Raw genomic sequence first — 23,041 nt, 5'->3', positions numbered from 1 at the left:
AGCATGTTCCGACGATCGACCGTACGCTACGGTGTAACCCCCGAGCCAGAGACTCCCTATCAGCGCGCCGCCCAGGCATGGGACGATCGGATCGGCTCGGCCCGGGTCCAGGCGAAAAACTGGCGCATAGCCGCCTTCGGATCGCTCGGGCTGTCGGCGCTGCTCGCGGCAGGCATGATCTGGCAGGCATCGCGCGGAACGATCACGCCATGGATCGTGCAGGTCGACAAGTTTGGCGAGGCGCAGGCGGTCGCACCGGCCGAGACCGGCGTCCGCCCGAGCGACCCCCAGATCGCCTTCCACCTCGCGCGCTTGATCGAGAATGTGCGCTCGATCCCCGCCGATCCGGTGGTGCTGCGCCAGAACTGGCTGCGTGCCTATGACTTTACCACGGCCAAGGGCGCACTCGCGCTTAACGACTACGCCCGGTCGAATGACCCGTTCACCCAGGTCGGCAAAGTCCAGATCGCAGTGGATGTTTCGAGCGTCATCCGGGCTTCCGACAACAGCTTCCGCATCGCCTGGACCGAACGGCGCTATCAGGACGGCAGCCTCACGGCGACCGAGCGCTGGTCCGCGATTGCCACGGTCGTCATCCGGACGCCGCGCACCCCGGATGCTCTGCGAAAAAATCCCCTGGGCGTGTTCGTCAACGCGCTGAACTGGTCGAAGGAGCTTTCGCAATGATTGGTCTGCCCAAGGCAACCCGCTCGTCCCTGCTCGCAGCCGCGCTGGTTACCCTCGCGGCCTGTTCGGCCTCGCATGCGCAAACGGAAGCGCTGGCGTTCGAGCGCGCCGCTGCGGCTTCGCCCGAACCCGAACAGCCCCGCGCCATCGAGATTGTGCGGATACCCGAACCGCTGCCACTTCCCGGGCAGCTGAAGTCGATCGAAACGTCTGCCGCGCCCGAGGCCGGCGATCCAAAGCTTCGGATCGGCCGGGCGAACGCGGCCGCGCGAATGCAGCCGGTGCGCGACGGGTTCCTCAATGCCATCCAGCAATATCCCTGGAGCGAGGGTGCACTCTACCAGCTTTACGCAGCCCCGGGCCAGGTGACCGACATCGCGCTTCAGCCCGGAGAACAACTCGTCGGTCCCGGCCCTGTCGCCGCAGGCGATACGGTCCGCTGGATTATCGGCGACACCGTGAGCGGCACAGGATCCGCCCAGCGCGTCCACATTCTGGTCAAGCCGACCCGGCCCGGGCTGACCACCAATCTGGTCATCAACACCGATCGGCGGACCTACCATCTCGAGCTGCGCTCAACCCCCGACACCTATATGGCATCGGTATCCTGGATCTATCCCCAGGATGCGCTGATCGCGCTCACCGAGCGAAACCGGCAAGCCGCGGACACGCAGCCTTCTCTTCCCGGCATTGCCCTCGAAGCCCTGAACTTCGGTTACCGCATCGACGGCGACCGCCCAGACTGGCGGCCAGTGCGCGCGTTCGACGATGGCCGACAGGTCTTTGTCGAATTTCCTCCAAGCATCGCCCAGAGCGAGATGCCGCCGCTGTTCGTCGCCAACCCCGAGGGCGAGGGCGAACTGGTCAACTACCGGGTCCGCGGGCGCTATCTGGTCGTCGATCGCCTGTTCGCGGGCGCCGAATTGCGGCTCGGCGCAGGCAAGTCACAGAAGCGCGTCCGCATCCTGCGGGAAGGCACGCTGCAGGAGGCCGCAAAGTGAGCGAGGCATCTGCGACCGCGCCACTCCAGCCGGCGGACCTTCGGCTGCGTGGCAAGCCGCCGCGCGTCATGCGCCTGTCCCGCAAGGCCCTCGCTACAGTCGGTATGGTCGCCGCAGCCGGGATCGGCGGTTCGCTGATCTATGCATTGCAGCCGGGGAGCCAGACCGCTCCAACCGAACTCTACGATACGGACAATCGGGCGACCACCGACGGGCTTTCCGGCGCGCCCAAGGACTATAGCGAGGTCCCTAAACTGGGTCCGCCGCTGCCAGGCGATCTTGGTCGACCGATCCTGTCCGCCCAGCAGCGCGGCACCGATGTCGCGCCTCCGCCAATGGGCACGCCTTCGCCGCCCGCCAGTGCAGCACCGAGTCCGGGTCAGACGGCACGCGAGCGGGCCCGGGACGAGCAGGACGCCGCGCGAACAAGCAGGATGTTCATCGGCAGCGCGGCACCCGTCCCGTCTGGCCCCGCCGCCAATGCACCGCCTCCGGCGATGGCGGACGGTGCTGTCGAACCGTTGCCGCCGCCCGCAGCGGGACAAGGGGAGCAAGCTGCAAAGCGCGCCTTCCTCGACAGCGGCGGCGCGGCGGCATCTGAAAGCGGATTTCGCATCGTTGCTCCGAGCTCGAGCAGCATCGTCCAGGCGGGCAGCATCATTCCGGCGGCGCTGATCACCGGCATTCGCTCGGACCTTCCGGGCATGATCACCGCGCAGGTGACTGAGAATGTCTATGACAGCGTGACGGGCAGGCATCTGCTCATTCCCCAGGGCAGCCGCCTGCTCGGCGACTATGACTCGCAGGTGTCTCCCGGCCAGAGCCGGGTGCTGTTAGCATGGACGCGGCTGATCCTGCCGGACGGACGTTCGATCCTTCTCGACCGGCTGCCCGGTGCCGATACTGCTGGCTATGCCGGCCTGCAGGATCGGGTAAACCATCATTGGGGCGGCATCTTCCGTTCAGCGTTGATCTCCACGCTTCTGAGCATCGGGACCGAGGTTGGAAGCGCTAGCGACGACGACCTCGTTCGGGCGATCCGGCAGGGCGGCTCGCAGTCGATCGGTCGAACGGGTCAGGATCTGGTCCGTCGGCAGATGGGCATTCAACCGACGCTGGAGATCAGGCCAGGCTTTCCGCTACGTGTGATCGTGACCCGTGACCTCGTCCTGGCCTCACACGGAGTTGCAAAATGAGCGCGCTCAGGCTCGGTCCAATACCCGATGACAAGCCGGTGAAGCTCACGATCGACGTTCCGCCGGACGTGCTTCGCGACCTAAGCCTTTATGCCGAGGCACATGCCGCTGCAGCCGGACAAGAGTCCCAAGGCCCCGCCAGGCTGATCGTCCCGATGCTCGCACAATTTATGGCGGGCGACCGTGGGTTCATGAAACTGAAGAGAACGGCGCAGATCGGCGTGAAATGACTGCTATTGGGCCGCTTGCGGTCCTTCCGCTTTGAGGCGTTAGTGGGAACAAAGCGGGCGCCTCTGCTTTGCCGCACACCCCGTAGCAGGGGCCCTTTCCCGATCAGCGAGGATCGCGGATTAGACCCAGACGGTGATAGATGTGCGATACCAGCCTTTGCAAACCTCAGTGTCACCATCGCGTCGAACTTCACTGCCTCCTTGCGAGCGCATGGCATTGAGATAGAATGTGGCGGTCCCGACTGACCTGCCTTTGAACGGAATTCGATACGTGCCCGTTACCGTGAATGCGTTCGAGGACTTGGTCCCGCATCGCCAAATTCCGGATTTCATGGGCTCGGTCATGGTTGAGCAGTTGCTCGATCTCGCGATCGCCCGCGCGGATGACTTTGCTCCGACATCGGTCGGAAACGGCGGAGGCGGCACCGTCAATCCGGATATCCGCGCATCGCTGTTACTGCGCGATCTGGGTGAGTTGCGTTCCGAACTGGAAACCCGGTTCGCAGCCGTTCTGGACGACACCGTGCGCGAACTGCGTCTGTCCGATATTGCGCTGCACAGCCTGGAGTTGGAGCTGGTCGCCCATAATGAAGGTGCGTTTTACAGCGAGCATATCGATACCTTCACGGCGCGACCCGACGCTCAATCGGATCGGGCCCTGACCGGCGTCTATTATTTCCACGGTAATCCCAAAGGGTTCGATGGCGGCGCGTTGCGTCTGCACGCGATTGCCCCCGCGGCTGACGGCACCAGGTCGTTCACCGACATCGTGCCCGCCTGCGATACATTCATCCTGTTCCCGTCCTGGGTCCCGCACGAGGTGAGGCGGGTGTCGTGCCCGTCGGGAGCCTTTGCCGATAGTCGTTTCGCACTGAATTGCTGGTATCGCAGCGCGCGATAGACCTAAGGCATGATGATGAGCGCCCCGACCCCATTCATCCGCAACCCCGTTAGCGACGTTCGCGTGGTTGAGTCCGATTCAGACGGTGCTGCTCGGATCATCCTCAGCGCCTATTCGGCGGTGAACGGCTTTACCGAAACGGTGCTCGAACGCGCTGGCGAGCCCGCCTTTGTGGCGGCGCTGGACATCGCGGCGGATCAGGGCGCACTCGATCGCCTTTCGCCAGAACTGGCGCTGGCGCTGTGGGCGAGCGGCCTGATCGTGCTCCCCGCAGAAGTGGCGCACGCATTCGCACCGGCCCGCTTCGCGGCCGCATCGGGCGATTTCGCGCGCGATGGTTTCGCCCTCCTGACCGACTGCCTCACCCCCGCGATGGTCGATATGCTCGCTCGCCACTACCGCGCGGCAATCGACAGCGGCAAGGTCGGAACGTCAGATGGACAGGTCGATCGGTGGCAGCTGCATAATGATCCCGCCGGACGGGTGGTGCAGCGGGCGCTGCTTCCGGCGGTGGAGGCGCTTGTCGGGGTGCCGGTCAAACCCAGCTATTGCTACGCCTCACTCTATCGCGAAGGTGCCGTCTTGCCGGTCCATACCGATCGGCCGCAATGCGAATACACCTTGTCCGTGCTGATCGACCATCAACCGGCGCCAGCGAACGGTGTTTCGCCGTGGGCGATCCAGATTTACCCCCCGCCTGACGCCGAGCCGATTGACTGTTTCCAGACGCTGGGCGGCGGCATCCTGTTCCGTGGGCGCGACTTGCCGCACGGCCGCACGCGGTTGCCGGCCGACGAGACCTGCTGGACGCTGCTGCTCCACTATGTGAACGCCGATTTCGCCGGACCGCTCGATTGAGCGGTCGCCGACGGCGCGCGGCAGCGCTGGTCCGCAGGCTGGTCGGGAGCGGCTTTCCCTTCATGCTTTGGCCGGGCGACAACCCCGTACGACAGCTGCGTCACCAAATTCGCCGCGCCATGTTCGCGCGTCATCCGGCCTGGCGGCGCGCGCTGCTGCGAACCGTCATGACGCTCGGTTGGCCGCTGGGTGCGGTGTGGGAGACCGGGCACCAGTTGATCCGGATGCCGGTCGCCGATCGCCCGACGCGCGCATGGGGCTGGATCTCGCGGGGCGCCGACATGCTGGTGCAAGCCTGGTCCAACAATGTGCCACCGCGCAACTATGTCGCCTACCGCCTGCATGACGCGCGTCGCCGAGATCGGATCGCGCGCAACCTCTACGAACCGGAGCTGGCGGTGATAATGGCCCATCTTAACCGACGGGCCGGTGCGGTTGGCGACGATGTGCAGGATAAGGCGCGATTCGCGGAGCTCTGCCGCGCTCATGGCCTGCCGTGCATTCCGACGCTCGCGGTGTTCCGCAACGGCGCCCAGTCCGTGCCATCATCCCCCTATCTGCCCGACGCGCCCGATTTGTGGGTCAAGGATCTGGCGGGTAGCCGCGGGTCAGGCGCGGCAAGATGGCGGCGGGAGGGAGCCAAGTATCGCCACGCCTGGAACGGCGAACTATGCAGCCCCGCAGCGCTGGTGGCGCAATGGGCGCAAGCCGATTGCATCGTCCAACCCTGTCTGGAGACTCATCCTTCCCTCGCTCCTCTGTCGGATGGATCGCTGGTCGTGTTTCGGGTCATCACCGGGATCGACCGTGCCGGATGCGTGGCCGTCGTCGATGCGATGGCACAACTGCCATATGGCGGTCCGGCGGGCAGGCAGATCTTCGCGGCTGTCGGAGAAGCGGGCGACCTGCGCAGCCCCCGGCTACGCGGCCGTCATCCGATTGCCGATCATCCCGATACCGGTGCGGTTCTGGCGGAAGCTGTTGTGCCATTCTGGCGAGATACGATCGATCTGGTCGTTCGCGCCCATGGCAGCGTGCCGGAATTCGCCCGTTTCATCTTCCTGGGCTGGGACGTCGCGATCACGGATGACGGGCCGCTGCTGATCGAGACCAACCATGGCTGGGGCGAATTCAACCATCAACTGGGCGATGGCGTGCCGCTTGGCGACACGGCGCTGACCCAAATCGCGCTGGAGCATCTGAAAGGGGCGGCGCGATGCGGCTGATCGCGGGCTTCCTTCATCTCGACGGCCGTCCCGCCGACCCGTCCCGGCTGCACGCCATGGCGGCGGCGATGACCGAACCAGGGCTTAGTCCCCGCGTCGAGATGCAGGTCGATGGCCCGGTCGCGCTGCTGACGTTGGATTTCGGCCCCGCACCGCAAGGCGAGGGTTCACCGGCGCGCGATCATGGGGTGATCCTGGCCGCCGACGCACGGTTAGATGAACCCGATACGATCCGCGGCGACGCCGGACTGGCGGCGTTGCTTGCTGAACGGGGAGCGGCAGGACTTGGCATGCTGGCGGGCGACTTCGCGCTGGCCGCGTGGAACCGGCGCGACCGCAGGTTGCTGTGCGCGCGCGATGCGTTCGGTGTCCGCCCCTTCTTCTTTACCCATCGCCCCGGTGACCTGTTTGTGCTCGCCTCTCTGCCACGCGGGCTGCACGCTTCGGGGTTGCTCGCGCGGGAAGTCGACCGGGATTTCCTGGTCAGTGAATTGCTGTTCCAGTTCGATGGGCCGGAGCGGTCGCTGTTTCAGGGTGTGCAGCGACTGGCCCCCGGCAGCTGGCTGGAATTGACACCTGATGCCCCTGTCCGGTCGGGACGGCATTGGTCGCTCGACCCGGCGTCGGCCGGGTCGCTTCGCATCAGCCCTGTCGATGCCGCGGCGGAGATGTCGCGATTGATGACGGCGGCCGTCCATCGTCGGCTTCCGACGACGGGGCCGGTTGCGGCGCATCTCAGCGGCGGTCTCGATTCCTCGGCAATCGCCATCATCGCGGCGCGGGCGCTGCGTCCAGCGGGACGCCGACTTCTAGCCTATTCGCACGCCCCCAACCCCTTTGGCGACTATCTCTTTGGTGGCGATGGCGCGTACCTCGCGCCGGTATTGCGGCAAGAGCCGGACATCGACTGGCACCCGATACGCACGGTCGATTCGGCGGCGTTCGCGCTGCCGGTGATGGACCGGGACCAGCTCTTCCCGGTGGACCCCTCCTATCGCGATAGCCAGACGCTTTCGCACGCGCACCGCCATGGCGCGTCCATGTTGCTGTCAGGGTGGGGGGGCGATGAAGCGGCTAGCTATGGCTGGCGCGGCGTCCTGGCGGAGGCGCTGGTGGCGGGGCATTGGGCCTATCTCGCATCGGAGTTGCGTGCGCTGGGATCGCTCGGCGCGGCTTGGAGCGCCTTGTCGACGTTCCTGCTGCCTGATGGCTTGCGGAACCTGTCCGAGCGCGCCTTGGGCAGGGCAAATCCCGCGCCTGGCATCGCCGAGCTGGCCGCTGAACTGCTGCGGCCCGAACAGCTTGCCGATCGGTGCCTGACGCCGCCTGTGAGGCGGGGACAGGCGCGGCAGATCAGACTTTCGCTGCTGAGCGGCCACGGATTGGCGCGCCGGGCGGAGCATTGGGCGATCCTCGCCGCCCGCCATGGCATGAGCGTCAGCCTCCCGATGCTGGATCGCCGCCTTGTCGAATTCGCCCTGTCGCTGGCCAGCACGCTGTTCGTGCGCGAGGGTTGGTCGCGACGCGTGTTCCGCGATGCGATGGCCGGAGTTCTGCCAGAGGCGCTCCGTTGGAAGCGGACGAAGCTCGATCTGGTGGTCGAGGATCCGGTCCATGTCGCTGCGCAACGCCTGCTGTTGACCGAGCGACTTGCGCTGTGGCGGCAGCGTGACGCGATCACCGACCTGTTCGACCTGGACGCTGTCGCGGCGCGGCTGGAGTCGTTGCCCGCGGCGGAAGACCTGGCGCGTACCATCGATGCGGGCAAAGGCGACTGGACCGCCATCGACCAGGCCGGCAGCCTGACCCGCGCCTTCCGGGTCATGTCCTATCTGGAGCAGCACGGCTGATCCGCGGTGAATCCGCGCCTCAGGCCTCGGGTGCCTCACCGGTCGCGGTGACCAGACCGCGTTCGCGCAGTGCAGCGACAAAGTCTGCAACATGCTCGCGTGCCGTATCGGCATCGACATCATATTCAGCGGTCAGGGCGGCCACCAGCGCTTCTGCACTCACCGGCTGAGCCAGCAATTCCCAAATGCGGCTGCCAACATCGTTCAGGTTGAAATACTTGCCCTCTGCGGCGCTCATCATCAGCAGTTCGTCGCCGACCGCAGCCGACATGAGTCCGTCGGTACGGCGCACGAGAGTGCCCCCGGTTTCGTCATTCATTTCGCGATTCTTCCTTTCGCAGTCCCGTTGATTGCGGGGGCGGCGCATATCGCCTTTTCACGCGCATTCACAGATATCCGAACTCGGCCATCACTGCGCCATGCGCCGCCTCGATCGCAGTGGCCTGTTCGCTGGTCAGGGCGTCGCGCCATTCCCCGACCCGTCCCGCCCGGAAAAAGGGCGCTGTCGATTCGGGACGGCGTTCCCGGAAGCCTTTCTCGGCCTCTTGCCGCTGCAACCTGCCGAAATCGCACTGGGCCACCGCCCGCGCCAGTTCGTCATCAGTCGCCTGCAATCCCAGGAACGCGACGGCCTCGCCGAAGCGGCCCACCGCATCTGCGCGCAGATCCTCATAGCGCAGCACATGGACCGGCACGTCAGCCTGCCCGGTCCAGCTGCGAACATGGCCGCTCCAGTCCAACAGGCGCTGCGAAATCTGCTCATGGTGCGGCGTGGTGCCGCCCATGCGCGTGTTTGCGGAGAGGATCTGCCGCACGACCGTCGCGATCGGCTTGCCGGTGTGAAAGGCCAACGAGACCGCTACGTCACGGGGATCGCGCAGGATATAGAGCGCCGCGCGCGCCCCGCGTCCCAGCAGGGGCAGCCCGTCGCTGAAGCGGCAATAGGCGTCGTGCAGCTTGATGAAGAGATCCTGATCCGCCGCCTCGCGCCAGGCTTCCTCCATCAGGCCGGGGCGCATCCTGTCACATTCCTCCCGGGTGAGGAGGAAGCTGTCGATCAGCGTCGCGTCTTCGATCACGTTTCTGTTGACCACGCTATGCGCGGCCAGGCTGAGTTCGTTGATATCCTCCGGATCGGACTGCCCGCACAGCAGGTTGGATAGCAGCAAGCGCAGCCAAGTATTTCCCGACTTGGGATATGACGCCAGCCAGACCGGTCCGGCGATCACGTCGCGCCTGCCACCGCGTCCAGGACCAGCGTTGCGCCCGCGTCGAGATACTCTAAGCCGCGCGTGCGATCGAGCCGGAACGCCGGCACCCGGTTCAACAGGGTCGCGATCTGGACGAACAAGAGTGGGTCATGGCCCATGCGACGGGCAAGATAGGGGCGGTAGATTTCTCCGCGCAGCATCGGTGCCGCGTCCACCAATGGTAGCTGTTCGATCCGGGGCGGGCCGGGCGGCACGGTCCCGTCGCGCGATGTGAGCAGGATAACGGCGGCAAGCGGCAGGGCGTCCCGGGTACGTTCCGCCGGCGATGTCGGCGAGACATGGTATTTGCGCATATGGCTTCGGATCGGAGCGCCCTGCCGTTCCGTCAGGGACAGGTGCTCGATGGCGTCGGCCCATAGCCGGTGCTGACGTCCGTCCGGCCAGACCGTGGGAACGCCGTCGTTTTCGTCGATGCGGATCGCGGCGATGTCGTCGCCGACAAAGCTGGCGCCAGCCCGGCAGAGCGTCGCGGCTAACGTCGACTTCCCCATTCCCGTCGCACCGCAAATGGCAATGGCGCGGCCCTGCCACGCCACGGTCGCGGCGTGCAGTGCCAGCAACTGGCGCTGGTGGAGAATGGCGGCAAAGCCGGTCGACAGGATGAAGGGCGCAAGATCGGTGTCGGTCGCACCCTCGACGGGTTCGGCCACGATTTCGCGTCCATCCTCGGCCATCAGCCGGACAACGCCGGGCACCTCCAGATAAAAGCGCCGACCGACCAGCCGCCATGTCGGGCCGATATAGTCGGGCGCATCCGGATCATCTGGTATGACGCCGACGCGCACCCGCACATCTGGCTCGCCAACTGGCGAATCCGGCCACCCTCCAGGAAGAGGAATCGCGGATGAGACCGACAGGCCGCAGATCGAATAATAGTTCAGATTGAAGCCCGAGTAAGATTACGAGCCGGTGCCCGGCGACGCTTCGGACGGCCACTGGTTGGGCTTGCTGCCAGTCGCGCTGCTGATGCTCTGATCGCGAATCTCAGGCTTGTTCCACGCCTTCATTTCGGGGCGATTCCATGCCTTCTTGTCCGTCGGCTGAGCGTTGTCATCCACCTGATTCATATCGTCCCCCGCTGATCGGATAGCAAGCCAACCCCGCCAATCGGCGCACGCCTAACAGTACGAATCGAGTTGAACAAGATGCTGGATCAGGCGTGCCGCACCGGCGTCTCGTTAAACCGGACGCGTTACCTGCAAATGGAGGGTTCGGATTACGTATCCGCTTTGCGTCGGTATGCAAGACTGCGCGACCCTGCCGATTGGCTTGGTAGTGACCGGCTCAGCGCATCTTGTCGCGCTCGGCTGTGGAAAGGTGATTTCAATGGCTGCTTCTGGGCATGGATCTAATCGGGCGAACGGCCGCAAATGGGGCGCATAACCGCCCCGCGGTGCACGCAGTACAAAGCCCATTCCCTACCCGCAGCCCGATCACCACGAGGTGAACTCACCTGGCGATTTTCGCGCAAGACGCGGTGTGGCGAATGCTCAGAAAGGGGACCGTTGCGACCAGCCGCTTTGGATCTGAAGCGAGAACGGAATGCTTCAGAGCGCAGCGGCCGCCTCGTCGATCCATTGTCCGATGTCGGGGAAGTCAATGGAACAGAGCATCCTAATCTTCTCGTCGAGCCGCTCGTCGCCAGTGAGATGGGTGCCCAAGCAGAGATAGTAGTTCCGGCCGGAGCGAGGTAAATAGATGATCCACTCGCCGGTTATCCGCTTGGCGGCGAAGCGGTCCTCATATGCCTGGACAGTCATGCGGTGGGCGATCTGGCCAATTAGCTCCTCGGTCATGAGGTCGCCCTCTTTCGCGATATCCCAGATCCAGTCCATTGATCCCTTGCGCTTTGCCATCGCCAGGAGATTGGCAGCGAGAAACTGGGTGCTGAACCAATGTTTGTGCCAGAGACCTCTCAGAGGGAGCCGAGTGAACGGCGTGGCATATTTTGTTCCATTCAGCGGCTCCTTCTCTTCGAGATCGCACAAAGGCTGCAAGATGGAATGGACGCCGATTTTGTAGCGTAGCTCCAGAACAAGGAGGTCGAACCAGAAGCACCGACTGATCCGCTCCGAAAACGAGCGGATCGAAGGCATGGCATCCAGCCAGTGATCGCGAAAGTGCTCAATCTGCTCTAGAGATGCCCGCAAATGCTCCCCATCGTCGAACAGGTAATGAAAACTCCCCAGCGCCCCTCTCCCGCCTGACTTGCCGATTATCCGAGTGCCGCGGACCGCGAATTACCGCATGGCTCCTTGGCAGTATCTAACGCACCACTGATCATCGATCAGCCGAGATTGAAACAAGCGACTCTCCAAAACGAATCCGTCAAGGCCGACATACCGAAAATTGGCTTCACCATGGCCGATCCAGCTTCGGCACGGCCCGAAGTGGCGTACCTTGCCGCCTGCGAGTGAGAGCCAGGTTACCCTCGCAGCAGGTGTAGAAGGTGCAAAAATCAGCTAACAGTGATCGCTCGCCCGTGCTGGTGCGAAGCCGGTACCCACGTATAGCCCTACCTGCATATCCTGCAAAAGTGCGGCAGCGGCATCGACCCTCTCCGCTAGCCCCTCCGCATCACCTTGTTCCAGTCGATGTCATAGCCAGCCGCTTCCAGTTCCAATGCCAGCTTCTGCCGCCAACCGCCGCCTGCATCAAATGGGGTGTAGGCCACCCCAACATAGTCCGAGGGGATCTCAACCTCCCCCTTGAGCAAGGCGCAGACCCGAGCCCGTCCTAACCGCCCGACAAAATACCCTAGTTCAAGGATGACATTCTGGCGCGCTCGAGGCTGGAGCTCGTCCGCGCCTTTCACCCGTGCCTCATCGTCTGGAGTAAGCAGAACGACGGCGAACCCCACATTGGCGTACGCGGCAAGCTTCTCCGGGACCGTCATGCCCTTATTCGCCTGCTCATGGAGGATAATCGGGTACAGCCCGATCGTCGTGAGAAAGCGTGCCACGGTCTCGCGAGGTGCTTCATCGTGTCCATGCACGATGAAAACCCGGTGGAAATCGCTTGGCTGGATATGGAAGGGGCGCACAGGAGCAACTGACTCAACGTGCGATTTAAAGTCTCGCGCGAACGGAATTAGGATCGCGGTTGTGATCTTCCGGATGTCACCCACGATCTTGCTGCCCGAGTAATACCACTGGTGAGCAAAATTCAAAAACCAGTCGGCATCTTCAGCGCCGCGATCGATGATATGAATCACGAGACCAAGCTCGTGTTGTCGATCATTGGGCCAATTGAGGGTCGCGCTGCCCATCATCGAGCCGCCCCGGTCGGAGTCCCTGACGAATGTGTCGAAATCCGCTGCAGCCTTTAGCTGTTCCGTTATCTCTCTGAGCGGCTCAGAGTGAAGCGGCTGAGAGACGCTGCACGGGCCGATGATATGTGTTATAGTCGGCGGACTGCAAATCGAGGACGGCGTTGTTGACCTCGCCAAGGGCGGTTTTGAGATTCATTCCGATCCGCCATCACCCAGGCGAGCGGCAGCCGCCTTCTCCAGAATCGCGTTGCGTCCGGCTTCCTTCAAGCCATCAGCAATTTGCTGGACCAGTTCATTTCGCTCATATCCGGCCGTCTTCGCGTCGACGACCGAACAGAGTTCTTGAATCGCGTTTTCGATGCTGGCGGGATCGGTCGGATCAAAGTTTACAGAAGCCAAGTCTCCGTCCAGTTCTGCCGCGACCTGTTCCGCCTCTTTCAGCTTGCGGGTAAGTGCGTCTAATCCCTTGAGCATGGGCTCCTCCTGTAAAATGAACATAGGCGGAACCTGGCCAGCTGGGAAGGTTGGATCCGCCAATTTGCGTTATGAATGGCCCGCCTTCTGCCAGTTCGCACAGTATGGCGCCGCCTGTCGGCCGAGACACCAGTCCGGCGATCGCCGCGCACCCCCGTCCCGCTGTTACAAGTTACCGACGAGAGCGTCAGGACCCCCAGTCTGACCGGAGTGTCGGGTGCTGATACCCTGATCGGCCATGACCTAGCGTCTAGACGCTACCATGCTTTTGATCGCCTGAAGTATTTGTCCAAACGATAAGTCGCCACAGAACCGGCCCCGTTTGCGGATGCTGGTGATGATTTTGGGGTGGGAACGGATCATCCTTGTTGCTGGTCACTTCCTTGCCGCAGTTTTTACAGCGATAAATCCCCGAGACTGGAACTGTGGCGCCCGGCTTGTAATCGGTCGACCAAACCGGTTCGGTGCCGTTGGCCTGCTGCAAGTTGGCTGCATTCTTATACCAAGCCATTGCTTTTGCTCCTCACTCGTTCGCGGAGCATGACGCAACTGCATCGGCCGATCATCCATAGAATGGTCCAATCTGATTGGACCTCGATCTGTCGGCAAGCACTCCTTTGCTGACCCGCGCTCGGCCAGGAGCACCGGAGCACGGGGTGAGAGCCGGCCATCTTGGAGGAGCAACGATTGGCGAATGAGGGGGCATCAACACCGCACTTCAGACTCCTACACTCCCCCCTCCCCGGAAGCGGACCGTCACCCGCAGGGCCGGGATCCGGCATCAGCCGAGCCCGGTCGGCATCAGCCGATAGGGCCGCGGTGCCGCAACGCGGCAGCCGCCAGGATCACCGTCACCATCGACAGACGCCCATGCCAGCTGCACGCCCGGGCCTTCTCCGATCGAGCCCGCTGCCCCCGCTCACAGCTTCAGACGATCGGCCTCAGCTCACCAAGACCATCCCAACGCCAACCCCAACAAGCGCTTCTTGCCTTTCACACCCAGCTTGACCTGCCAGCATGCACCCCAGACCATCGCTCAGCGGTCTCCAAGCACAGCCAAGTCTACGACGTACCAACCGCCATAGCGCTGCGTCCCTGCCGCGCGAGCCGACCGCCCGCACGCCGCAAACCAGCCCGCCCGACACGCTTACGCACCTCCCTGCACATCCCTGCCCGAGCCTGCTGGCCCATGCACAGCCCTGCCCGACCCCGCTGGGCCACAACCCGGCCTAGCCCCAGGCCACCCTCTTCCCGCAACCGCCCTGCCCGCCCTCGACACGGCGCAAGTCTGAGCCCAGGCTACTCGCTTGCGATCCGCAACGCGTCGAGCAGCTGCGGCGTGATCGTACCCGTGACCTCCAGCCCGCGCTTCTTCTGGAAGCTGCGCATCGCGGCCCGCATGCCCGGCCCCACCACGCCATCGATCGCGCCGTCATAAAAGCCCTGCGCCAGCAACGCGATCTGGACCCGCCGCACGATCGACTTGAACCGCTCGCTGCGCCCATTGAGCGCTGGAAGGTTCGAGGTCCGTGGCGCACTGGCTTCACCGGGTTGGGCGCTGCGCAGCGGATAGGATGCAGCGGGTGGCGGCGGTGGCGGCGGTGGCGGCGGAGGCGGCGGACTGGGCGCAGGCGCTGTATAGACCGGCGCGCTCGGCACATAGGTCCCGCCGGTGCTCGAGCGATGGCTGGCATGGCTGTAATGGCCGCCACTCCCCGAGCGGTGGCTGCTATGGCTGCGATGCGAGCTATGACTGCGATGGCTGCGATGCTGCGCCAGGGTCACCTGGTGATCCTGTTTGAACAGCTCGAACAGGCTCGGCTCGCTGTCGCTCATCACGCGCGGCCCCATGCCCGGCACCTGCGCGACGCTCTCATGTCCGGAAAACCCCGCGGCGATCAGCGATGGAATGAGAAAGCGGGCGCGTTTCATAGCGGGGTCACGCCTCCCAGCGCGTCATCGGGATGCCATGCGAAAAAGCCCGTGCAGTCGTCCTGCGCACGACACCCGTCGCAACCCGGCGCATATTTGCGCTTCCAGTCCGAGATCGACGGCACGGCGAGCGCGCGATAGGGCTCGGGCACGCTGCACAGCGGGAAATTGAACAGCCGTGCATGAATGCCATGGAGCCGCGCAATGTCGATCGCCGCGCCCACCGGCGCGAAGTCCGCATCATGCGCGACATAGAGCGACTGCCAGCGTCCCTTGGCAAAACCGATATGCTCAAGCTGCATGATCGACCAGGCCGCGACGAAGCGCAGCCGCGTGCTGACCAGCTGCGCAAGCGCGGGAAGCAGCGCGACATTGTCCTGGATGATCACGGTGCGCAGCTCGATCCGCTGCCCCGCACGGACCAATGCGGCAAAGCCCGCCATCAGCCGCTCGAATGCGCCAGCCTTGCCGACGATCCGGTCATGCACGGTCGGGGCAGCGGCATACAGCGGGATGCCCCAGGTGACTTGCCGAAAGGCCGGACGCCGCAGGCGCGCGATGTCGGAGGCTTCGATATGCTGCGCATTGCTCAGCACATGGAACCCAAGGTCCGGGCGCGCGGCATGGACGCGTTCGATCAAATCGAACAGCTGCGCCTTGTAGAGCGTCGGCTCGCCGCCCGTGATCCCGATCATCGCGTCGGGCTCGGCGAGCAGGCAGGCCTGCTCGAGCAACTCGAACCGGTCGTCATGGATTTTCTTGGGCGGCTGCGAGCACATAACGCACAGCTGATCGCAGCGCTCGGTCACCAGCAGCGTATTGTGCGCCGACCCCGCACGAAACAGCCGCTCAGCGCGTCCACGCAGCGGATCGACCAGCAGAACGTCGCCATCGAGCGCAGACACGTCCGCCCCCTCCAACGCGACCAGTCCCTCCCGCCCGGCAAAGACATGGGCATCGCCGGCCCCCTCGACCCAAATCGAATCCTGCACACCAGCCCCATCGCGCAGCCGCCGCAACCGCGTGACGAAGGGCTCGGGATGCTCGGCCAGCGCGGAGAGGTTGAGCGGGATCATGCCCAATGCGCTCCGAAGTGTGCCGGGGTGCCCTCAAGCCGCAGCCATCGCGACAAGGAATAGCGTGTCGGCGCGTCCGGCGCATAGATCAGCTGGAAGGCTAGATCGAACAGGCCGAGATGCCGGCGGCAGAATTCAGTTTCGTGGCGCGGCAGATCGATCCGCCCATAGCGGGCAATGTCATCGACCACATCGCGCCCGCAATAAGGCTGATAGGTGCAACGCTGGCACGCTGGATCGTCGAGGTTCGAGGCATGGGCGTTGAGCAGATCGCGCGCCGGCGTATCCCAGCCGGTCGCGACATCACCGATCGCCAAGTCGATCACCCCCGAGCGCGAGAGCATGCGCGCCTCGTCGGTCGGATAAACCTGCCCGTCATAATCGATCACGACATAATCCTGGCCGAGCGGGTTGGGATTGCGCAGATCGACATGCCGGTCGGCACCCGGCTGGAAGATCCGGCGCAGGCAGATACTAAAATAGCTCTCCTCGAGCACCCGCGAGCGATCGTCCCAGTTGCGCGCGATCAGTCGGCGCACGAACCGCTCGTGATAGGCGCGCCACGATGCGTCCTGTTCGCGCGCGGCGGCATGGCGCTTGCGGGCGAACCCCTGATAGTTGATCGGACGCAGGAAGATGCTCTCGAGCCCGAATTCGAGATAGGCGTCGATCAGCGCGTCCGGCTCGGGTGGACTGACCGGATCGATCGTCGGCAGCGCCGAAACCTTATGCGGCCCATAGCGCGCGATCACGGCCGCGAGATTGTCGCGGAACGTGCGCGTCTCCGACACCCCGGCCGTGCGGATGCGCTGATGGGTTGCAAAGTCGCCATCGAGCGAGGTGCTGAGAAACACTTCGGGCATATCGAGCAGTTCCAGCAGCTCCGGCTCGAGCCGCTGCAAATTGCTGCAGATCACGAACTGCCGTTCCTCGAACCGCTGCGCGCGGCCCATCACTGCCCGGATCAGATCGCAGCGCAGGCTCGGCTCGCCGCCCTGAAACTCGATCTTGAGCCGTGGTCCAGGCAGCGCATCGATCAGCGCGAGCACCGCTTCGAGCGTCGCCGCGCTCCAGTCATAGCCGGTCTGGTCGATTGCGGCGCGCGACACCTGGCAATAGCTGCACGAGAGATTGCAGCGCAGCGTCGGCACCACGATCAGATAGTCGAGCGGTCCGGCGCGGGTCAGTCGCTCGGCGATGTTGTAGAGGTGCGATGTTTCCGCAAGCGGATCGTCGTCCGCAATGGCATGGCCGCGATCACGCAGAAAGCGCTCGTCAGCCTCGCTCAGCATATCGTGCGACAGCCGCGTCAGAAATTCCGGACCGGCGGTGAAGAAGCCGCCACCATCGCCGACCAATAGCGTTCGTTCGCCCGGGAGCCTGCGTGCGCGCAAGGGCAGGAACGCGGTCATGCGAGCGCTGCGAGCAGGTCGAGCCGATGCGGATGGGCCCGCGCATGGAGTCGCTCATTGGCGACAACGGTCTGCCACAGCGCGACCAGTTCAGCCTGGTCTCGCGAACCGCTTGTAAGCAGGACCGACCCACCAAGCAAAGATACATCCATATCGGAGTAAAACTGGACAAGATGTTCGCTCGCGCGCGCGATCAGCGCGGTCTCGTCTTGACCAACAGCAATCTCCGCTTGCCTCACGACTTGCTTCCCCTCGAGTTCGAAGGCTAGGCTGTAATCGAGCAAGCGCAAGACCTTAATGCCGCATTCGAGCAAAGCGGCGTGCGCGACAGGGGAAATGGTTTGGCGCAGTTGCAACCAGCGTCGGACACGACGGGGCAGGACAATCAGGGCTGCCGGGCCGCGCTCGTGATCGGGCTGATCGTGTTGTTTCTGATCGCGGTGAACAGCTGCGATTCCAAACCCACCGCGACGATCGATGCCGAGCAGCCGTTCGGCGCTGCCGCGCTCGGCAATCAGATCGACGCGGTCGAGCCGCCCGCCAGGGTCGAGCGGCTCGCCCCGTTGCATGTGCGGCGCGGTCTGCGGCATCTGGGCCTCGTCATCGCGGCGGAGGGATTGCCGGGCGCGATGATTTATTCGCAAAGCTGCTATGATGGCGTGTCGCAAGGGTTCAGCTGGGCCGCGCTCGATCGCTGCGGCGGCTTTGACCTGCAGGCGGTAAGGCTAGCGGAGCAGTCGCTCGAGACTGATTTGCCCAGCGAGTTTGCCTATTTCGAGCCCGAAACAGCCGCTGCCCGGTACCTCGCGCTGGCGGTCAAGGCCGGCGAGAGCGCTGAAAGCGCCGATCTGCGGCTGGAAGCATTGCAGAAGCAAATTGCGAGCGCGCGGCTCCCGGCGGTAGCCGCCAGCAATGCCGACAGCGGCGAAAGCGATAATTCTGAAGGCGAGGGCTCAGACCCAAACGCCGTGTCCCAGCCTCCAGAACCGGGGGGAGCGGCGGTCGACCAGGACTGGATCGATCGAATGACCGGGAATGCGGGCAATTGAGGCAGGAGCGGGAGCGACCCTGCGCAAACTCGCCGCTCGCCCAAGAGCGAAACCTTGGGTGGGGGCCGCCCCAAACTGATCACTGCGCGGCCTTCCAGGCCGCGCCCCGACGACCCGACCGGCCCCGATGGAGCGGTGAGGGCGCGATTTACCGACCTTGTCGCGCCGCTTCTGGCCAAAGACAGACGGGCTCTTGCTCGGTCACGCATCATCGGACTCTCATCGCCGATGAGATGAAGAGTGTCTGGACGTAAAAACCGCAATCCGAGAACACTCGGGCTTTTGCGAGTTTGTTCAGCCCAGGCGGCCTACACGCCTACGGAGGGGCACCAGGCAACACCGCGCATGCTCCCCGGTAGTAGTTAAAGCTACGCCGCGAGGCGCCGACCGCGATCACGACCGCGCCTTAGCGCTTAGCCGTCAGTTCCCGCCGCAAGAACACCGGGATTGGCGCCAGGCGCAGCGCGCGATTGCCGAGCTGGTGCGACGGCGCGGCGCTGAACGTCATCCAGCCATGGCGCTCGGGGGCAGCACCGGCTGCAAGTGAGGCCAGCGTTGCCAGCTGCGGCCGCGGTCCGGCCACCGTGCCCGATTTAGCGATCTCGCCAGGGAGCGGCGGCGCGGCAGCCGCCAATGCGCGCAGCGTACCATATTGCCCGGCAAACGCGGCTTGTGCGGCAGCCGCGAGAAATTGCCGCGCCTGCGGCGTCGCAAAATAGGGTGCCGGCAACGCCAACACGTCTCGCCGCGCCCCTTCCCAGACGCCATCGCGCCGGATGCGCGCGATGATGTGTCCACGCGTTGCGACCGGAGCATCGCCGCTGACCCCGTTGGCAAGCGCCTGCATGAACGCAACGATCTGCCGTGGCGAGGCTTCAGCCATGCCCGTCACCAGCGCCCGCCCGGGATCGGGATGCCCTTTCACGTCGAACCCGCTTGCTGCGAGCGCGGCACGGATGGCCTCTGGCCCAACACGATTAGCCAGATCGAGGATTGCAAGATTGTTGCTGCGGGCAAAGGCTTCCCGGACGCTCAACCGCGCGTCCCCGATGCAGTGTGCGTGACCACCACCCCCACCCGCATTGCGCAGTCCGCTCCGATCGCGCAAATCACACAGCGCCGTGTCGGCCGAATATCCCTGCCGGGCAGCGGCCAGTGCGACGACCAGTTTGCCGATCGAGCCGACGCGGCGTGGTTCGTCAAGGAGCGGACGCGGACTGGAAGCAAACAGGTGGCTGAAGCCGCCGTCATTGCGTGTTGCCATCATCAGCGTATGCGCAGCGCCTGCGCCTACCAGCGGCAGATCGAGATTGGCGCGCTGCGCACGGCCCAAGTCGTCGAGCATCGCGGTCGCAGCGATCTTGAACCTGCGCTGCGCGGCGATATCGACGCTGAGCTCGACCTGTTCGACGGTCCGGCCGTGCGCAGCGGTCCGCAGCTCTGCCAGGGTCGCAGCCCGTTCGCTCGACGCGACATTTCCGAAGAGGGCGCGGGGGTGCCCGGCGAACTTGCACGCCGCGGTGGCGTCAAGCCCGACCGCAAGCGCAGGATCGAGCGGTGCGGGGCGCGCGGGACGCGCCATGCGGGCAAGCTCGGCCCGTGCGGCGGCGATTTCGGGCGCGGATGGATCAAATGCGCTGCGCAGCGCCAGGTCGGCCCGGTCGCGGGTTCCAGCCCAGGCGCGCTCATCGCGAGCGCGTGTTTTCAGGTCGGCAGCGCCACAGCGCAGAACCAGGCGCCGCTTCGGCATTGCCGCCAGCACCGCTTGCTGTGCGAGCGATAGTCTTTCTGGCTCGACCCCAAATGTGATGAGGCTCGCGTTGCGGATCCCCCAGAGCTCATAGCCCTGGTCCGTATAGCCATAGGTCAGCGCATCGACGATGAAGCGCCTGTGGCCTTTCGACCCGCGCGGGTAGATGAGCGACAGCGCCGGTGCATCCATCAGCTCGACGCGCTTGCGCTCGCGCCAGTTGGCGCTGCCGCCCCACCAGCCATGGGCACCGCGCGCGGCCTGCATCATGAGGCTCGACCCACCCCCGCACTCGCCGTCATGGCTCGCAACCCCGCCGCCCGTGACAATACAGACGCCGGTTCTGGTGAGGCCGCTCAGGTTCAGTCCGTACCAGTCTCGCACCAGCCCCCCGTCCTGTCTGTCCTCGAGCCAGGTCAGCATCGCGAACATCGGTGTCGGCACCGTGCGTGCGCGCAGCACGAGATGGCTGGACGGATTGCGCAGTTGCTCGACCTGTCCGACATAACGCCCCGCAGAATCACGCACCTCGATCGCTGTGGTCAGCCCTTGAAGCTGTGCGTAGCGCGCCGCCACAGCGTCGCGCCGGGCATGCGCGAGGCCGACCGGTACGATCAATGCCAGCACCGGCATAATCGTGAGGGTCAGCGCGGACGTCGCCAACGCCACCTTCGCGCCGCGCCGCGCCCACCGCCGCATGCGCGCATCGCGTGGCCCAGGCTGGCCTATATGCCCGTCGGCTTCGACCGCGCGCAGCCGAAACGGAACCGCCGGGCTATGATCGTTCGGCAAGGGGGTGCGTGCGGCGTCATTGGCCGGGATAAGAACGATGCGCTCTGGCTCCCCGCCGGCACGATGCCGCGACCAGCCGCCTGCCCCGCCCCTGCGCGCTGCGCCCGCATGCGCTCTGGCAGGATATTCACCATGCACGCGGAACCGCGCAATTCCCTGCCGCAATTGCCAGGCATCGAGCCAGGGTGCCGCCGCAAGGTCGAGCGCGGGGCCAAAATGGAGCCGCTGCATCATGCCGCCTCCTGCCAGCTGCTGTCCGCGCCCGTCGGGGGCGCTCCCTCCGGCGGCGGCGCACCACGCATCGCCTCCACTAGCAGGCTGCGCCAAACACCGCGTTTGAGCACGAAAAAGTGCGACTCCAGGGCGGGATTGGCCGGACGCGGTACAGCTGCTTCGGGCAGCAGGCCCGCCGGAGCCAGCCCCGCATAGCGCGCCTTGCCGATCTCGACGAGACCGAGGCCGATGAAATAGACAGCGCGGTCCTGGGCATCCGCACCGGCCGGAATCACCAGAAAATGGACGTCGCCGATAAGCCTGCTACGGACCGCATGATATTGCGACAGCAGCCGGACGCTGGGATCGCGCGCCCCCTGTGCCGCCGCAGTCGCGGCGGCAGACCAGTCGGTGCCAGTCTTGCTGATCGCGCGCGCCAGCAGGCCCACGAGCCCGAGCCGGGTCCGCTGATCCTTTTGATGCTGTGCCAGCCCGTAGAGAAACAGGATGTCGGGGAAAAATGCGATGCTAAGCGCACCGCCCCACATCGCCCAGTCAAAGGGCGCGCCCTGCAGCGCCGCCCAGCTTTCGGAGAGAAACGCAAGCGCCGCAGCGCGGTGGCTGGGCGTCGTCGGCATCGGCCCCGGACTTTCGATAGCCACCGGACGGATGGCGAGGACCGCGCCGAGTGCGCGCGCCAGATCCATGTCCGGGCACCGAACGCCAATCCCGGTCTCGGGATCAGGCGTCGTTGCGCTGATCCCGGCAAGGCGTGTCGCCAGCTGCGCGCGCATCGCGCCGAGCGCGGGGTCCTGCGCCGCTGCCAATCCAGCTTGGACCTCGGCTTCGAGCTTGCGGATGACCGCGCCATGATTGGCGACACGATATCCCGCAATCGCTGCGTCCATCTGCGCGCGCGCTGTACGAATGGTCTGTGCGCGTAGCGCGAAGCTTCGACTGATCTCACCAAGCGTCGCCTTGTCGTGCATCCGGACGCGATAGACCGGTCCGCGCCCTGGCGCGGTTGGACCACAGGTACCGCCGCTGCTGCTTTCTGTCGCGGCGCGGGCGTCACTCTGGACAACGAGCTGTGACAGTGCGCGCTCTGTAGCAGTGAAATTGTCGGCCACGGCGATCATCTGCGCGCGCGGCGCACGAACGGCAGCTGCAAATCCGCGCTGGCCCAGGGCATCGGGTTGGGCGAGCGCGATAATGCCGCTCACCGCGAGCACGCCATTGACCAGCACCACGCCAATATAGGGAACAGTGCCAAGCCAGCCGAGCAGGCCGTTGGCCTTGACGTTCGTACCGAGCACATAGAGCAGCAAAAGCAGCAGCGTGGCACCGATAAGCGCTACGAAGAACGGGCTGCCCAGAATGTCGCGGATGCCAAACGAAACGACAACTATGTTGAGGATGCCCCCGAAGGCGAGCAGAAACATGCCGCGCGTCACAGGGGGCAGATCGAACCGGTTATGGTTGGACGGTCCAGCGTCGGTACGTAGAGGCTCCATAATCAAACTCCCGCCTTTAGACGGAGCCCGAAGCGCATCGACGAACCTGCGTGCCTTGCTTCTGGAAGAGAACCGGCCTATTCGACCGCACGCACCCCCAGATCAATCACCTCTTGTCGTTCCTGCGCCAACCGGCTGGTCTCCATCTTGATAGTTCAGCGAGTGTGCCAGTTGTCCCGAGCTGGAACAGGGGGGCTGGTTATCAGCGATTTAAACCATTCTGGCGGCGAGTTTGAGAAACGCGCGCTTATCCTCTGGAAACTTCACTGTAACTCGCCTTTAACCCGCGCGTAACGCGCGAATCTGGCGAGACGCGTATCCGGGGGGAATCGTGGGTC

At 64.7% G+C, this 23,041-nt stretch carries 23 protein-coding genes; 9 read left to right on the top strand and 14 right to left on the bottom strand.

All coding sequences use genetic code 11. The features are described 5' to 3' along the window. Positions 1 to 3 precede the first annotated feature (3 nt). From trbF to ACRYLO_RS17095, 8 genes are all read left to right on the top strand, one after another. Positions 4 to 687 carry a conjugal transfer protein TrbF gene (trbF, locus tag ACRYLO_RS17130; protein WP_482661261.1) on the top strand — a complete coding sequence of 228 codons (684 nt, stop codon included), beginning with the start codon at positions 4 to 6 and terminating at the stop codon, positions 685 to 687. Continuing rightward, positions 684 to 1,688, top strand: a complete 1,005-nt coding sequence (trbG, locus tag ACRYLO_RS17125) for a P-type conjugative transfer protein TrbG (protein WP_482661260.1) — start codon at positions 684 to 686, stop codon at positions 1,686 to 1,688. Before trbF ends, trbG begins: the two co-directional genes overlap by 4 nt. Further along, positions 1,685 to 2,884: a TraB/TrbI/VirB10 family type IV secretion system protein gene (locus ACRYLO_RS17120; RefSeq protein WP_482661259.1), complete on the top strand. Its 1,200-nt coding sequence runs from the start codon at positions 1,685 to 1,687 to the stop codon at positions 2,882 to 2,884. Before trbG ends, ACRYLO_RS17120 begins: the two co-directional genes overlap by 4 nt. Next, the gene (locus ACRYLO_RS17115) at positions 2,881 to 3,114 is read left to right on the top strand and encodes a DUF2274 domain-containing protein (protein WP_482661258.1); all 234 of its coding nucleotides are present in this window, start codon (positions 2,881 to 2,883) and stop codon (positions 3,112 to 3,114) included. The genes ACRYLO_RS17120 and ACRYLO_RS17115 overlap by 4 nt, the downstream gene beginning before the upstream one ends. Before the next feature lie 271 nt (positions 3,115 to 3,385). Continuing rightward, positions 3,386 to 4,015, top strand: coding sequence for a 2OG-Fe(II) oxygenase (locus ACRYLO_RS17110; RefSeq protein ID WP_482661257.1), 630 nt, complete (start codon positions 3,386 to 3,388; stop codon positions 4,013 to 4,015). Between the two features lie 15 nt (positions 4,016 to 4,030). Next, positions 4,031 to 4,873, top strand: coding sequence for a hypothetical protein (locus ACRYLO_RS17105; RefSeq protein ID WP_482661256.1), 843 nt, complete (start codon positions 4,031 to 4,033; stop codon positions 4,871 to 4,873). 119 nt (positions 4,874 to 4,992) lie between these two features. Continuing rightward, positions 4,993 to 6,099: a sugar-transfer associated ATP-grasp domain-containing protein gene (locus ACRYLO_RS17100; protein ID WP_482661255.1), complete on the top strand. Its 1,107-nt coding sequence runs from the start codon at positions 4,993 to 4,995 to the stop codon at positions 6,097 to 6,099. Then, positions 6,090 to 7,949 (top strand): asparagine synthase-related protein, encoded by a 1,860-nt coding sequence (locus ACRYLO_RS17095; protein WP_482661254.1) that lies wholly within the window; start codon positions 6,090 to 6,092, stop codon positions 7,947 to 7,949. Before ACRYLO_RS17100 ends, ACRYLO_RS17095 begins: the two co-directional genes overlap by 10 nt. Before the next feature lie 19 nt (positions 7,950 to 7,968). On the opposite strand, the gene ACRYLO_RS17090 is transcribed toward ACRYLO_RS17095, so the two are convergent. The 12 genes from ACRYLO_RS17090 to ACRYLO_RS17035 form a co-directional block, all read right to left on the bottom strand. After that, the gene (locus ACRYLO_RS17090) at positions 7,969 to 8,268 is read right to left on the bottom strand and encodes a PqqD family peptide modification chaperone (RefSeq protein ID WP_482661253.1); all 300 of its coding nucleotides are present in this window, start codon (positions 8,266 to 8,268) and stop codon (positions 7,969 to 7,971) included. Between the two features lie 67 nt (positions 8,269 to 8,335). Then, positions 8,336 to 9,178, bottom strand: a complete 843-nt coding sequence (locus ACRYLO_RS17085; RefSeq protein WP_482661252.1) for a sulfotransferase domain-containing protein — start codon at positions 9,176 to 9,178, stop codon at positions 8,336 to 8,338. Then, positions 9,175 to 10,005 carry a hypothetical protein gene (locus tag ACRYLO_RS17080; RefSeq protein WP_482661251.1) on the bottom strand — a complete coding sequence of 277 codons (831 nt, stop codon included), beginning with the start codon at positions 10,003 to 10,005 and terminating at the stop codon, positions 9,175 to 9,177. The genes ACRYLO_RS17085 and ACRYLO_RS17080 overlap by 4 nt, the downstream gene beginning before the upstream one ends. 114 nt (positions 10,006 to 10,119) lie before the next feature. After that, positions 10,120 to 10,278, bottom strand: coding sequence for a hypothetical protein (locus ACRYLO_RS17075; protein WP_482661250.1), 159 nt, complete (start codon positions 10,276 to 10,278; stop codon positions 10,120 to 10,122). 489 nt (positions 10,279 to 10,767) lie between these two features. Next, a complete protein-coding gene (locus ACRYLO_RS17070) occupies positions 10,768 to 11,316 on the bottom strand; it encodes a hypothetical protein (protein WP_482661249.1) in 549 nt (182 codons plus the stop codon). A 467-nt stretch (positions 11,317 to 11,783) separates the two neighbouring features. Next, the gene (locus ACRYLO_RS17065) at positions 11,784 to 12,488 is read right to left on the bottom strand and encodes a TIR domain-containing protein (protein WP_482661248.1); all 705 of its coding nucleotides are present in this window, start codon (positions 12,486 to 12,488) and stop codon (positions 11,784 to 11,786) included. Between the two features lie 195 nt (positions 12,489 to 12,683). Continuing rightward, positions 12,684 to 12,965 carry a hypothetical protein gene (locus ACRYLO_RS17060; RefSeq protein ID WP_482661247.1) on the bottom strand — a complete coding sequence of 94 codons (282 nt, stop codon included), beginning with the start codon at positions 12,963 to 12,965 and terminating at the stop codon, positions 12,684 to 12,686. 250 nt (positions 12,966 to 13,215) lie between these two features. Beyond that, the gene (locus tag ACRYLO_RS17055) at positions 13,216 to 13,476 is read right to left on the bottom strand and encodes a hypothetical protein (RefSeq protein WP_482661246.1); all 261 of its coding nucleotides are present in this window, start codon (positions 13,474 to 13,476) and stop codon (positions 13,216 to 13,218) included. A gap of 788 nt (positions 13,477 to 14,264) precedes the next feature. Next, complete coding sequence (locus ACRYLO_RS17050; protein ID WP_482661245.1) at positions 14,265 to 14,897, bottom strand: peptidoglycan-binding protein; 633 nt, start codon at positions 14,895 to 14,897, stop codon at positions 14,265 to 14,267. Next, a complete protein-coding gene (gene hxsC / locus ACRYLO_RS17045) occupies positions 14,894 to 15,973 on the bottom strand; it encodes a His-Xaa-Ser system radical SAM maturase HxsC (protein ID WP_482661244.1) in 1,080 nt (359 codons plus the stop codon). Before hxsC ends, ACRYLO_RS17050 begins: the two co-directional genes overlap by 4 nt. Further along, positions 15,970 to 17,385: a radical SAM protein gene (locus ACRYLO_RS17040; protein WP_482661243.1), complete on the bottom strand. Its 1,416-nt coding sequence runs from the start codon at positions 17,383 to 17,385 to the stop codon at positions 15,970 to 15,972. The genes hxsC and ACRYLO_RS17040 overlap by 4 nt, the downstream gene beginning before the upstream one ends. Continuing rightward, positions 17,382 to 17,741 carry a hypothetical protein gene (locus ACRYLO_RS17035; RefSeq protein ID WP_482661242.1) on the bottom strand — a complete coding sequence of 120 codons (360 nt, stop codon included), beginning with the start codon at positions 17,739 to 17,741 and terminating at the stop codon, positions 17,382 to 17,384. The genes ACRYLO_RS17040 and ACRYLO_RS17035 overlap by 4 nt, the downstream gene beginning before the upstream one ends. Here ACRYLO_RS17035 and ACRYLO_RS17030 point away from each other — a divergent pair. Further along, a complete protein-coding gene (locus ACRYLO_RS17030) occupies positions 17,727 to 18,434 on the top strand; it encodes a hypothetical protein (RefSeq protein ID WP_482661241.1) in 708 nt (235 codons plus the stop codon). The genes ACRYLO_RS17035 and ACRYLO_RS17030 overlap by 15 nt on opposite strands. Before the next feature lie 406 nt (positions 18,435 to 18,840). Here ACRYLO_RS17030 and ACRYLO_RS17025 read toward each other — a convergent pair whose 3' ends face one another. Further along, the gene (locus ACRYLO_RS17025; protein ID WP_482661240.1) at positions 18,841 to 21,207 is read right to left on the bottom strand and encodes a hypothetical protein; all 2,367 of its coding nucleotides are present in this window, start codon (positions 21,205 to 21,207) and stop codon (positions 18,841 to 18,843) included. Continuing rightward, the gene (locus ACRYLO_RS17020) at positions 21,207 to 22,703 is read right to left on the bottom strand and encodes a hypothetical protein (RefSeq protein ID WP_482661239.1); all 1,497 of its coding nucleotides are present in this window, start codon (positions 22,701 to 22,703) and stop codon (positions 21,207 to 21,209) included. Before ACRYLO_RS17020 ends, ACRYLO_RS17025 begins: the two co-directional genes overlap by 1 nt. Between the last annotated feature and the right edge of the window lie 338 nt (positions 22,704 to 23,041).

This window comes from Sphingomonas sp. SDUR79 (assembly GCF_056821745.1).
The sequence above is the reverse complement of the archived record's forward strand: the minus strand, read 5'-3'. Positions and strand labels throughout refer to the sequence as shown.